Here is a 13,117-nt window from a genome sequence, read left to right as displayed (position 1 = left end):
GCAAAGCGCACGAGTTTGGGTCGCAGGTCTGGCAATAGGCGGCGGAGCGCACGAAGTACAAAATTCCACTCAGTGTCTGCGGTTCTGTATGACCGCCCCGGAACTTCGGACCTTATTTGGTTTTATGAAGCAAATTTTTATAGTGCAGCCCGTTTCCGTCCCACGGTTTTGAGCAACCGGAATACTCCGGATGCTTCGAGAGTCTTTCCGATGGTATAAAACAGAATGGAATTGACAGGCCACATCATGATGTTTTTAAATACCCGCATCGGCAGAAGCGCCATAAATGCTTTTCCATACAGCATGCTCAGCCACAGGGTTCCGAGAAGCATATTGCAGATGATGGATACGGTCAGTTCTGCCGCCAGCACCCGCCAAAAGCTGATCGGACGCTTATAGAGAAAACAGCCGTAAAGAACACCGCCCACCATGGCGCTGATGGTGAAACCAGGGAAAAAGGCTCCGGTCGGGCGAATGATGTATTTTAAAATATCAAGAGCTCCGCCGAACAGACCGCCTGCCACAGGACCGAACAGGTAGTATACAAACTGATTCGCAATGGTGGAAAAGCCAATCTTCAAATAGTCTCCCAGCACCAGGGTAAAATACCCCAGTACTACCGAAATAGCTGCAAACATGGCCATGACTGTGACCGTATTCACATGCTTGAATTCTTCCATGGAATCCCTGAACAAAGCTGTAAATTTCTTCATAAAAAATTACCTCCTTTGCAGAATTCTCAACTACAAAGGAGATAATATATCCTCTTCGCAGCGGGATGCGATCCGTGTACCGCGAAACCAGGCGGCTTCTTCGTCCTGCCGGCAACTCCCTGTCCAGCTGGCACTTAACGCACACAGATCTACTCTGCTTTCTGTATTTTATTTTGTGTGCTACTATAACACAGTTTTTTTCTCCTGTAAAGAAGAATATTTCCGCATTTTGTAAAAATAATACGGAATCAGTGGAATCAGCGCAGAAACCCAGGCTGCCGGATCTGACAGGCAGGTACTCACATATCCACCGCCCAGACGTAATACCAGCATAACCACCGCGCCTCTTGCCAGCAGTTCAAACACACCGCCCAGCATCGGCACCAGTCCATAGCCCATGCCCTGCAGCGCATTCCGGTAGAGGAAAATGCTGCCAAGAAATGGATAAGCCCAGGAAACAGCCATAAAATACCGGTCTGCCGCATCAATGACCAGCTTCTGGGAACCATCCACAAAGATCAGCATGAGCTCTTCGGCGCAGAAATGAATGATCAGAAACGATACCGCTGCTGAGATCAGAATCATGATCTGCGTATTCTTCACGCCCTGATGTACCCGGTCCATTTTGCCTGCCCCGCGGTTCTGTCCCACGAATGTCGCGATGGTGGCACCAAAGGCAATGAAAATGCTATTGATCATATTTTGCAGCTTTCCCGCTGCTGCATAGCCCGCAATGTAATCTGCTCCGAACACATTGATAGCACTCTGTACAATGATGGTTCCGATGGCGGTAATGGAAAACTGCAGTCCCATTGGCACACCGATAGAAAGAAGCCTCCGGCTCATGGAAAAGTCAAACCGGAAATCAACCTTCTGAAGCTTTAGGATATCAAATTTCCAGACGATATAGCCAAGGCACAGGAGCGCGGAGATTCCCTGAGCTATAACGGTCGCGTAGGCACATCCCTCCACTCCCATGTGGAACCGGACAATAAAAAGGACATCCAACCCCGCGTTGATCACGGCGGAAATAATCAGAAAATAAAGTGGTGACCGGCCATCTCCCAGTGCCCGCAGCACAGCGGCAAAGGCATTGTAGGCCGCTGTCACACACAGACCTGCATAAATAATGCTCATATAAGCTGCAGTTGGAGTCAGAATCTCATCAGGTGTGTTCATCAGCCGGAGGACCGGTACGTTGAATATCATGAGTCCTGCCGTCATTACAACCACAAAAGCTACACACAGATAGACAGACATTGCCACGTAACGGCGCATCTGTTTATAGTCCCCTGCACCAAAGCACTGGGCTACCATAATGGAAAAGCCGCTGGTGATACCCTGCAGCCATCCGGTAACCAGAAAAATCAAAGATGTGGTACTTCCGATGGCCGCAAGTGCTTCCACACCAATATAACGGCCGGCCACCACAGAATCCACCAGATTGTAAAACTGCTGGAAAATATTCCCGAGAAACGTCGGGATCATAAATGCCAGTATCAGACGTACGGGATTTCCCCTGGTCATATCATTTGTCATGCCGAATAGCTCCTGTCATTTCCGATTAGGACAGTCCGATCATCATGGCAACAATTACAGCAATAGATGCGAATACAAACAGGAAGCCCTGGAACTTAATCTGGAACTTTGCCCACTGTCCCCATTCCAGCTTTGCTGCTGCCAGCGCGCCGAGAAGGCATCCACTGGTCGGAACAATAAAGTTAGTGAATGCGTCACCAAGCTGGTATGCCAGAACAGCCACCTGCCGTTCTACCCCAACCAGGTCTGCCAGCGGAGCCATGATCGGCATCGTCAGGGCTGCCTGGCCGGAACCGGATACCACGAAGAAGTTAAAGACAGACTGGAACACATACATCAGCCATGCAGAGATCACCGGCGGGAAGTTCTTCATGCCATTGCTGATGGTATACAGAATGGTATTCAGTACGGTTCCGTCGGTCGCGCTGGTACCGCCCAGAATGATGATGATTCCCTGTGCCATACCTACGCACATGGCCGCACCGAGAAGGTCTGCCGCACCATGGTCAAAGGCCCGCGGAATGTCGTTGATCTGCATGCCGTTTAAGTGGAAGATCAGACCGATGATACCGGAAACAAGACCCATAACAAAGAACTGGGAAGCGATCTCCGGAATGTAGTAGCCCTGGGTTACTACGCCCCAGATGGTCCAGATCATGCAGATCAGGATGGTCAGAAGCACCAGCTTATGTCCAAATGTAAACGGAATATCTGCCTTGCCGTTCTTCTCAAAGTCCTCTCGGTATTCCTGATCAGACTCATATGCAACGGAGAGCTTCGGATTTTTTTTCACCTTTGCCGCGTAACGCATGGTGAACACACAGGTAAGTGCAGTGAAGATGATCCATAACGGGATACGGAACCATGCGCCTGACATAACCGGGATTCCGGCAATACCCTGGGCCACTGCCAGGCCGAACGGGTTCTGCCAGGAGGTACCAAATCCAATCTGGGTAGCCACATAGCTGCACATGATGCCAACTACCGCATCATACCCCATGGCAATGAACATTGGTACCAGGATCATAACGAACGGAATGGCTTCCTCTCCCATGCCGAACACAGCACCGCCCAGGGAAAACAGTACGGTGAGAATCGGCACCAGAAAGATTTCCTTGCCGTTTGTCATGCTGATGACGCGCATGATACCGCTCTCCACCGCGCCGGTTCTCAGCACGATACCGAATGATCCGCCAACAACCAGGATAAACGCAATGATACCGACTGCGGTGCCATTTTTATTTCCGGTTGTCAGACCCTCAAATACATAATTTAAAATACCCTGACCGCCAAAGTCTTCCGTACCGAAGATCGGCGCAACTTTTGTCACCCTGTTTCCATTCTCATCCAGAACATACTCAAAGCTGTCCGGATCCAGAACGGTTCTGGTCTTTTCCTCTCCGTTCATGGTGTAGGTGATTTCTTTTGTCTCATATTTACCCAGCGGGATAAACATGGTCAGGATTGCTGCAAACAGAATTACACCAAAAATGATGATGTACGTATGCGGCATCTGAAACTTCTTTTTCTTTTCCATTTGTAGTTCCCCTTCATTTTCAATAATATAGTCAACGAGTCGCAACAAAAAATTATAACATAACGCAAAGAAATTGTAAATGACGGGATCACTGTCTCTATCCCCCGTCTCTATACCTTCACCGCTAATCCCGTGTCGCTCCATGCGGAGGAGCATAATAAACATGGATTTTATCCTGGATTTCCTCCAGGCATTCCAGCAGCAGCGGATTAAACACGCCGCATTCTCCATCCAGGATCATGCGCATAGCCATATCGTGCGAATACGCATTTTTGTATACACGAGGGCTCACCAGCGCATCGTACACATCGACGATCGAAACCACCTGGGCTACGATTGGAATTTCTTCACCTTTTAGTCCATCCGGGTAACCCATTCCGTCATAGCGTTCATGGTGCCAGCGGCAGATCTGGCACGCGATCTTTACAATAGCTTCATTCTGATAGACCGTCATATGCTTCAGCATGGTAGCTCCTATCAGCGTGTGGGTCTTCATGATCTCAAATTCTTCTGCTGTCAGTTTTCCCTGCTTGTTCAGAATCTTTTCATCAATACCGATCTTTCCGATATCATGAAGCGCAGACGCCGTTGCGATGAGCTCTCTGTCTGCCCTGGAGAAATGATACTGCTTCGTTTTCTGCACCAGACGTTCCAGAAGCAGATTTGTCAGCTGGTTGATGTGGGAAACGTGAAGTCCGCTCTCCCCATTACGGAACTCCACGATCTGACTTAAGATAGCTACCATGATGCGGTTATTCTTCTCTTTCTCATAAATCTGATTGGTAACCAGCCTGATCAGGCGGCGCTGCTTTGCATACAGCTTAATGGTGTTAAAAACACGCTGAAATACCACCCGGGCATCGAAGGGCCGGCTGATGTAGTCGGAGACACCAAGCTCATAGGCTTTCCGGATGTAAGATTCTGAATTCTCACTGGAAATCATGATGACCGGCACCTCCTCGATCCAGTGGTTCCTGGTCATATATTCCAGCACTTCAAATCCGTTCATTCCCGGCATCACGATATCCAGCAGGATCAGTGCAATCCCGGTTCCGTACTGTTCCAGCACAGATATGCTCTGTTCTCCGTTCTCCGCCTCCAGAATACGGAAATCTGAATGCAGCATCTCCGAAAGGATCTCCCGGTTCAGCGCGGAATCATCTACGATAAGGATCTGCTGCTTGATATTCTTATCTTCTTCCCCGTCCTGGCTTTGCTGCTGAGTCTCTTCCCCGCTTCCGGCTGTGACTACCATATTTTTCCGGTTCTTTGCCCGGTACATGAGCTTATCTGCCCGGACAGCCGCATCCTCTACCGTTTCTGTTCCGTCCATCAGTACACCGCCTGTACTGACAGAAAGATTCAGCTGCGTATAGCCCGGAACCTCTGACTCATGGATTTTCTGTTTTGTCCTCTGAAGGCATTCCTCAAACTCATCGCGGCTGATGTCCGGCATCAGAAGAAGAAATTCATCTCCACCATAGCGGATCAGAGAATCCGCATCACGGATGCAGCTGCGGATCATCAGCACTATTGTTTTGAGAACTGCATCACCGGCATCATGCCCGCAGGTATCGTTATAGAGCTTGAAATCATCCAGATCGATCATGGCAATGCCGCCCTTCTGGACAGAAGTCTTGATCTTGTCCTCGTAATAACGGCGGTTATAAGCCCCCGTCAGCGCATCGATATAGAGCTCGTCGTGATAGCCGGTAAGACGGTTCAGAAGTTTCTCCCGGCCTTCCGCATCAATCAGAAGCTCTCCATCCATATGGCGCACCAGCTCCATCACACAGGGCTTTCCATCTACTTCCACAAAACGGGCTGTCACCTCATACAGTTCATTTCCTTTGTACTCCAGCTTGGTCCGCTGTTTCCGGTCCTGATAGACCTTTCTGGAAATACAGTTTTCACAGGGCTCGTTTTTCTCCCAATACTCATAGCAGCTGCAATGTTCTATTTTGCCGGTCTGGTATTCTCTGCCCTCATTGCTTCCAGACAGCCGGAGATCTCCTGCATCCAGGAGACGTACAACCGTAAAGATTTCCCGGTACAGCTGCATCCGCTCCTCTGCCTGCTGCTCTGTCATTTTATAAAGTGAATTCATATGCAGCTCATGCCTCCGCTTCCAGCTCCCGGATTACGTCTGTTAACTGCTCGTAGCACGTGGTAAGTTCCGGAAATAAGCGGTCTCCGCCATTGATATCCCTGCCGCGAAGATCTTCCGTCATGGCCGCACTGATCTCATACAGGCGGTCAAATCCCAGATTCAGACAAACTCCCTTTAACGTATGAGCCGCACGAAATGCACGTTCTGCGTCACGTACCTCCAGCGCCTCTCTTAATTCCGCGTAGCTTGGATCTTTTAAAAACTTCAGTGCAAAGCGCTTCACCAGCGCCTCGCTGCCAAATCTGCCTAATACGCTCTCATAATTGGATCCGATTTCCTCATAGCACTCTTTTGTTGTCATTCTTTTCCCTCTGATTGATTTCAATATTTGTATCTGTTGTCTTCATATATAACAGTATATACATGCAGTGTAGCACAATTTATTTCTGATTTCCACTAGGAATAACGGAGTTACGCAAAAAAAGACCGCATTGAGGAACAAATGCGGTCTCTGAAACATTATGCTGTTAAATTACAAATTATTATTTCTGGGCAATTGCAGCCTGTGCTGCTGCCAGTCTTGCGATCGGCACACGATACGGTGAGCAGGATACATAATCCAGACCGATCTTGTTGCAGAACTCTACGGAAGACGGATCTCCGCCGTGCTCGCCGCAGATACCGATGTGCAGATCCGGGTTAGCGGACTTGCCAAGCTTGATAGCCATCTCCATCAGCTTGCCGACACCGGTCTGATCCAGTTTTGCAAACGGATCGTTCTCGTAGATCTTAGCATCGTAGTATGCACCTAAGAACTTGCCTGCGTCATCACGGGAGAAGCCAAAGGTCATCTGAGTCAGATCGTTAGTACCAAAGCAGAAGAAGTCAGCCTCTTTTGCGATCTCGTCTGCAGTCAGGGCTGCTCTCGGGATCTCGATCATGGTACCTACATGGTACTTCAGATCAGATGCTGCTGCTGCGATTTCTGCGTCAGCAGTCTCAACAACGGTCTTCTTGCAGTATTTTAACTCTTTGACGTCGCCAATAAGCGGGATCATGATCTCCGGAACGATATTCCAATCCGGATGAGCAGCTTTCACCTTGATTGCTGCACGGATCACAGCCTTGGTCTGCATCACAGCGATCTCCGGGTAGGTAACAGCCAGACGGCAGCCACGATGACCCATCATCGGGTTGAACTCATGCAGGGACTCGCAGATTGCCTTAATCTCTGCAACGGTCTTACCTTTTGCCTTAGCCAGCTTCTCAATGTCAGCTTCCTCAGTCGGAACGAACTCATGTAACGGCGGATCCAGGAAACGGATGGTTACAGGGTTGCCCTCCATAGCCTCATAGAGCTGCTCGAAATCGCCCTGCTGTAACGGAAGGATCTTCTCCAGAGCTTCTTCTCTTTCTTCTACGGTATCGGAGCAGATCATCTCACGGAATGCCTCGATACGGTCGCCCTCGAAGAACATATGCTCGGTACGGCAAAGGCCAATTCCTTCTGCGCCAAGCTCACGAGCCTTCTGTGCATCGTGCGGGGTATCTGCGTTGGTGCGTACGGACATGGTTCTGTACTCATCAGCCCAGGCCATGATACGTCCGAATTCACCTGCAATGGTTGCCTCTACAGTCGGGATTGCTCCATCATATACACAGCCGGTAGAACCATCGAAGGAGATAACGTCGCCCTCATGGTACTCTTTGCCATGTAAGGTAAATTTCTTATTTTCTTCATCCATGATGATATCGCCGCAGCCGGATACACAGCATGCGCCCATGCCACGTGCAACAACTGCTGCATGAGAGGTCATACCACCACGAACAGTCAGGATACCCTGGGAAGCTTTCATTCCGGTGATATCCTCCGGTGAAGTCTCAAGACGGACCAGAACTACCTTCTCGCCTCTCTCTGCCCACTCTACTGCGTCATCTGCAGTGAATACGATCTTACCGCAGGCTGCGCCAGGAGCCGCGCCCAGAGCCTTTGCGATCGGGGTAGCTGCCTTTAATGCTTTCTGGTCGAAGGTCGGATGCAGTAAGGAATCCAGGTTACGCGGGTCGATCATAGCGACTGCCTCTTCCGGAGTTCTCATGCCCTCATCTACCAGGTCACAGGCAATCTTTAATGCTGCCTGAGCAGTTCTCTTGCCGTTACGGGTCTGCAGCATGTAAAGCTTTCCATGCTCTACGGTAAACTCCATATCCTGCATGTCTCTGTAGTGATCCTCCAGAGTCTTACATACCTTTTCGAAATCAGCGTAAGCCTGCGGGAACTTCTCTGCCATCTCCTGGATGTGCATCGGAGTGCGGACACCAGCTACTACGTCCTCGCCCTGTGCGTTGGTTAAGAACTCACCGAACAGTCCCTTTGCGCCGGTTGCCGGGTCACGGGTAAATGCAACACCGGTACCACAGTCATCACCCATGTTACCAAATGCCATGGACTGTACGTTTACAGCAGTACCCCAGGAATACGGGATATCGTTGTCACGACGGTAAACGTTTGCACGCGGGTTGTCCCAGGAACGGAATACAGCCTTGATAGCGCCCATTAACTGCTCCTTCGGATCATCCGGGAAGTCTGCGCCGATCTTATTCTTGTACTCAGCCTTGAACTGGTTAGCCAGCTCTTTTAAATCATCTGCGTCCAGCTCAACGTCAAGCTTAACGCCTTTTTTCTCTTTCATCTGGTCGATGAGAGCCTCAAAATATTTCTTGCCGACTTCCATTACGACGTCGGAATACATCTGAATGAATCTTCTGTAGCAGTCCCAAGCCCAACGAGCATTGCCGGATTTCTCAGCAATTACGTTTACTACTTCCTCGTTTAAGCCCAAATTTAAGATGGTGTCCATCATACCAGGCATGGAAGCGCGTGCGCCGGAACGTACAGAAACAAGAAGCGGGTTTTCAAGATCGCCGAATTTCTTTCCGGTAATCTCTTCCATCTTTACGATATACTCGTTGATCTGGCCCTGGATCTCGTCATTGATCTCGCGGCCATCCTCATAGTACTGTGTGCAGGCCTCTGTTGTAATGGTGAAGCCCTGCGGTACCGGAAGACCGATATTTGTCATCTCAGCCAGGTTTGCGCCTTTACCACCGAGAAGATTTCTCATGGTAGCGTCACCCTCTGTAAATAAGTACACCCACTTTTTAGCCATTGGTTTATTCCTCCTCAACTTATGCAGACTCACGTCTACGCTTTTGCTCCGTCTTGTATAGTTTTTGCACAAAAAAGAATCCTTCGACGGTCTGGTATAAGTATACCATATTTTTTCCAGGAGTAAAGGTTTTTGTGTGTGTTTTTTGTATATTTTTTAGCAAAAACTCGTAAAACTTTGTCGATTCTTCGTTATTTTCACATATGCGATAGCAGTTCGTATATACGAATATATATTTTGCATATTTTGACGAATCCGCATATTCCGGCTGTGCTTCTATTTCTGGATATACTGGTCGATCCTGTTACTGCTGTCCCGTCAAAATGATTTCCACCACATCTCCGCTTTGTACCGCTTCGCTGTCTGCCGGAATATCCACAAGACAGTTACATCCGATTCCGCCGGTGAGCTGACCGTTCTGCTGTTTTCCAGACAGGGATACGCTTCTTCCGTCATAACAGCCACGAAGGAGACGGCGTGTTTTGCTTGGTTTGGAAAAGCCGGAGGCAGCTATGGTCTGTACACGCGTATAATGATATTCCGTACATCCCAGAAAACCTGCTTTTAACGGACGGATCAGAAGCTCAAACACGGCAAAGGCCGAATACGGATTCCCGGAAAGACAGAGAACCGGCGTTTTTTCAAGTACAGCCCCCATGCTCGGCATTCCGGGCTTCAGACTGATCCCGCGAAAAAGTATACGCGCGCCAAGCTCCTCCATAACATAAGGCAGCTGATCCTTCTGTCCCACCGAAACACCTCCGGTCGTAACGACAAAATCTGCCGTTTTTACCGCTTCTCTGACAGCAGCGGCAATGACGCTGCGCTCGTCTCCTGTCCTGCGACAATATACCACCTCACAGCCCTCCTGCACCAGACGCACCTGGAGATATGTCAGATTGGAATTATAGATTTTTCCTGGCAGCAAAGCAGAGCCTGCTTCAGCCAGTTCCTCACCGGTTGTTACAATGGCAGCCCGCAGCCTTCTTCTTACCAGAAGCTCTGTCCTTCCGGCTGCAACCGCAGCCGCCGCTATATAGGCATCCATGCGATCTCCGGCTCTTGCCAGAATATCTCCCGGCTTGAAATCTTCACCGGCCGCACAGCAGTTTTGCTGTGCCCGCCCGCGGGAATAGATGCGGACCCGGCTCTCGCCTTCGTCCGTATCCTCCTGACGTATCACGCAGTCAGCGCCCTCCGGAAGCACCGCACCGGTCATGATGCGGACACATTCCCCCGGGAGAAGCCTGCGGCCCGGAGGATCTCCTGCACAGGTCTTATAGATCACCTTTAAAATAACCGGCTGTTCCTGACATGCACCTTTAATATCCGCTTCCCTGAGCGCATATCCGTCCATTGCCGAACGGGCAAAAGGCGGCTGCGGAATGGCAGATGTCAAGTCTTCTGCCAGGACCCGGCCGGCACATTCCGACACCGGGCAGTATTCTGTCTCCACCGGAATCCCTTCCTGAAAAACAAGTTTCTGTGCATCTTCAATTGCAATACGGGCCATGCTGTTCTCCTGTTCCTTGTGTTCTAATGAAAAATCCACGTAAAACGTGGATTTTTCTCTGACACCTGTATACTTGTATTAATATAGTATATCTTATTGCGAATTTTATCAAGTACTTTGTGTTATCCTATGTTATTTTAATATAAGCTCATCCTTTTTTCGATTTCATCTGCCAGTTTTTCTGCCGAAATCAGTGGCTGCTCCGGATATCGGCAGAAATATTTCGGATACGGACTGTTCTTCATGCCTTCGATCAGAATAATATCTGCTTCCGGAAATGCAGCAAACAGCTCCCGTTCTGTAATCCCCTGGTATTCCTTCGTGATCAGAAACCTGTGATCGGAAAATACTGCCGTACCGTAAGCCCCTGCCTTCTGATGACGGTAGCTGTCCGTTCCCGGCACATCACTCTCAAAATCATGGCCATCATGCTTAATAACTGCCACCTTGTATCCACGCCTCACCAGCTCCGGCACAAGCCGGGTGATCATTGTGGTTTTTCCGCTGTTTTTCCAGCCGCTGACAGCAAAAACAAACGGACGCGGTCCTGTTTCCAGAGTCCGGTAATCCACGGTACTGTTAATATTTTCCAATGCCCGACTGTGTTTTCCAAGCTCCAGCGTTCGGTAGCCGGCCCGTTCTAACAGATGCATCATTCGGTAATCACCCTCCCGGATCATCTGCATGGCCACAGGAAGTACATGCTTCGGATAGATTCCGAATAACGGATGAATTCGTCCGTCCTGTTCCGCCACAAGGATGACGGACGTATTTTCACGGTATGTATCAAGCAGCTGCTGCACCGATTCCGGATCGATCATTGGCATGTCACAGGCCATCACCAGAAGTGCGTCTTCTTTGCAGGAGACCAGTCCGGAGGCAATTCCTCCGATCGGTCCGATTTCCCTCCACCGGTCCTCTACCATGGGCAGACCGGTTTCTTGATAGGGGTCTTTTTTATCTACAGACAAATAAACCGCAGGCAGACAGTCACAGGCATGCAAAATTCTCTGACAGAAGGTTTCACCGCCATAGCGGAGGAACAGTTTTTTCTGTCCCTCCATGCGTGTGTTCTTTCCCCCTGAGAGGATGTACCCGGCGACTGCGCCTACGGTTTGTAATTTATTTTCCTTCATTTTAGAAGCGGAACTTGTCCTCAAAATACTGCTTTAACTCAGCGATCGGAACGCGAACCTGCTCCATGGTATCACGGTCGCGGACGGTCACTGCATGATCTTCCTCGGAATCGAAGTCGTAAGTAATGCAGAACGGAGTACCAATTTCATCCTGTCTTCTGTATCTCTTACCAATGTTGCCTCTGTCATCAAACTCACAGTTGTAGTACTTAGACAGCTCTGCGTAAACCTTCTCTGCGCCCTCATTCAGCTTCTTGGACAGCGGAAGGATACCGATCTTAACCGGTGCAATAGCCGGATGGAAGTGAAGCACGGTACGCACATCGCCCTCTCCGATTTCTTCCTCATCGTATGCTGCGCACAGGAATGCCAGGGTAACACGGTCAGCACCCAGGGACGGCTCGATAACATACGGAATGTATTTTTCCTTTGCCTCATCATCGAAGTAGGTCATGTCCTCTCCGGAGGTGTTCTGATGCTGGGTTAAGTCGTAGTCTGTTCTGTCTGCGATGCCCCACAGCTCACCCCATCCGAACGGGAAGAGGAACTCGATATCGGTAGTACCCTTACTGTAGAAGCACAGTTCCTCCGGAGAATGGTCGCGGAGACGGATTTCATCTTCCTTCAAGCCCAGAGCCAGCAGCCAGTCACGGCAGAAGCCTCTCCAGTACTGGAACCATTCCAGATCAGTACCCGGTTTGCAGAAGAACTCCAGCTCCATCTGCTCAAATTCACGGGTACGGAAGGTGAAGTTGCCCGGGGTGATCTCGTTACGGAAGGACTTACCGATCTGGCCGATACCGAACGGAACTTTCTTTCTGGATGTACGCTGTACATTCTTGAAGTTTACAAAAATACCCTGTGCAGTCTCCGGTCTTAAGTATACGGTGTTCTTTGCGTCCTCGGTTACGCCCTGGAAGGTCTTGAACATCAGGTTGAACTGACGGATATCGGTGAAATCATGCTTGCCGCAGCTTGGGCAGCAGATGTTGTTGTCATCGATGTATTTTTTCATTTCTTCCTGGGACCATGCGTCTACACTGCCCTCGATGGTAATACCGTTCTCAGACATATAGTCCTCGATCAGTTTGTCTGCACGGAAACGCTCCTTGCAGGCCTTACAGTCCATCAGCGGATCAGAGAAACCGCCCAGATGTCCGGAAGCTACCCAGGTCTGGGAGTTCATGAGGATTGCGCAGTCCACACCTACATTGTATGGGCTCTCCTGCACGAATTTCTGCCACCATGCTTTCTTTACGTTGTTTTTCAGCTCTACGCCAAGGTTGCCGTAATCCCAGGTGTTTGCCAGGCCGCCGTAAATCTCAGAGCCCGGATAAACGAATCCTCTGGTTTTTGCCAGCGCCACAATTTTCTCCATTGTCTTTTCCATCATCGATAA

9 protein-coding genes and 1 riboswitch are annotated in these 13,117 nt (G+C 49.7%); all 9 genes read right to left on the bottom strand.

What is annotated here, in order from left to right; all coding sequences use genetic code 11:
• Positions 1 to 137: 137 nt before the first annotated feature.
• Positions 138 to 713, bottom strand: coding sequence for a folate family ECF transporter S component (locus ACMP1L_RS04260; protein WP_118732145.1), 576 nt, complete (start codon positions 711 to 713; stop codon positions 138 to 140).
• Between the two features lie 56 nt (positions 714 to 769).
• Positions 770 to 872, bottom strand: a riboswitch (THF riboswitch).
• A gap of 24 nt (positions 873 to 896) precedes the next feature.
• Positions 897 to 2,252, bottom strand: coding sequence for an MATE family efflux transporter (locus ACMP1L_RS04255; RefSeq protein ID WP_373244971.1), 1,356 nt, complete (start codon positions 2,250 to 2,252; stop codon positions 897 to 899).
• A gap of 25 nt (positions 2,253 to 2,277) precedes the next feature.
• On the bottom strand, positions 2,278 to 3,789 hold the full coding sequence (gene yfcC, locus ACMP1L_RS04250) for a putative basic amino acid antiporter YfcC (protein ID WP_418452088.1): 1,512 nt from the start codon (positions 3,787 to 3,789) through the stop codon (positions 2,278 to 2,280).
• Between the two features lie 124 nt (positions 3,790 to 3,913).
• The gene (locus ACMP1L_RS04245) at positions 3,914 to 5,896 is read right to left on the bottom strand and encodes a diguanylate cyclase domain-containing protein (RefSeq protein ID WP_418452087.1); all 1,983 of its coding nucleotides are present in this window, start codon (positions 5,894 to 5,896) and stop codon (positions 3,914 to 3,916) included.
• Between the two features lie 7 nt (positions 5,897 to 5,903).
• A complete protein-coding gene (locus tag ACMP1L_RS04240) occupies positions 5,904 to 6,260 on the bottom strand; it encodes an Hpt domain-containing protein (protein WP_418452086.1) in 357 nt (118 codons plus the stop codon).
• 181 nt (positions 6,261 to 6,441) lie between these two features.
• Complete coding sequence (gene ppdK / locus ACMP1L_RS04235; RefSeq protein ID WP_118732140.1) at positions 6,442 to 9,069, bottom strand: pyruvate, phosphate dikinase; 2,628 nt, start codon at positions 9,067 to 9,069, stop codon at positions 6,442 to 6,444.
• A gap of 304 nt (positions 9,070 to 9,373) precedes the next feature.
• Positions 9,374 to 10,582, bottom strand: a complete 1,209-nt coding sequence (locus ACMP1L_RS04230) for a molybdopterin molybdotransferase MoeA (protein WP_118732139.1) — start codon at positions 10,580 to 10,582, stop codon at positions 9,374 to 9,376.
• A 137-nt stretch (positions 10,583 to 10,719) separates the two neighbouring features.
• Positions 10,720 to 11,718 carry a molybdopterin-guanine dinucleotide biosynthesis protein B gene (gene mobB / locus ACMP1L_RS04225; protein WP_418452085.1) on the bottom strand — a complete coding sequence of 333 codons (999 nt, stop codon included), beginning with the start codon at positions 11,716 to 11,718 and terminating at the stop codon, positions 10,720 to 10,722.
• Position 11,719: 1 nt separating this feature from the next.
• On the bottom strand, positions 11,720 to 13,108 hold the full coding sequence (locus ACMP1L_RS04220) for a glycine--tRNA ligase (protein ID WP_118732175.1): 1,389 nt from the start codon (positions 13,106 to 13,108) through the stop codon (positions 11,720 to 11,722).
• Positions 13,109 to 13,117 lie beyond the last annotated feature (9 nt).

The organism is Ventrimonas sp., from assembly GCF_048380235.1.
In the GTDB taxonomy this organism is placed as follows: Bacteria; Bacillota; Clostridia; order Lachnospirales; family Lachnospiraceae; genus Brotaphodocola.
The sequence above is the reverse complement of the archived record's forward strand: the minus strand, read 5'-3'. Positions and strand labels throughout refer to the sequence as shown.

Coding starts and splice junctions, on each gene's coding strand:
- ACMP1L_RS04260 (WP_118732145.1), bottom strand. CDS start 713: ATGAAGAAATTTACAGCTTTGTTCAGGGATTCCATGGAAGAATTCAAG.
- ACMP1L_RS04255 (WP_373244971.1), bottom strand. CDS start 2,252: ATGACAAATGATATGACCAGGGGAAATCCCGTACGTCTGATACTGGCA.
- yfcC (WP_418452088.1), bottom strand. CDS start 3,789: ATGGAAAAGAAAAAGAAGTTTCAGATGCCGCATACGTACATCATCATT.
- ACMP1L_RS04245 (WP_418452087.1), bottom strand. CDS start 5,896: ATGAATTCACTTTATAAAATGACAGAGCAGCAGGCAGAGGAGCGGATG.
- ACMP1L_RS04240 (WP_418452086.1), bottom strand. CDS start 6,260: ATGACAACAAAAGAGTGCTATGAGGAAATCGGATCCAATTATGAGAGC.
- ppdK (WP_118732140.1), bottom strand. CDS start 9,069: ATGGCTAAAAAGTGGGTGTACTTATTTACAGAGGGTGACGCTACCATG.
- ACMP1L_RS04230 (WP_118732139.1), bottom strand. CDS start 10,582: ATGGCCCGTATTGCAATTGAAGATGCACAGAAACTTGTTTTTCAGGAA.
- mobB (WP_418452085.1), bottom strand. CDS start 11,718: ATGAAGGAAAATAAATTACAAACCGTAGGCGCAGTCGCCGGGTACATC.
- ACMP1L_RS04220 (WP_118732175.1), bottom strand. CDS start 13,108: ATGGAAAAGACAATGGAGAAAATTGTGGCGCTGGCAAAAACCAGAGGA.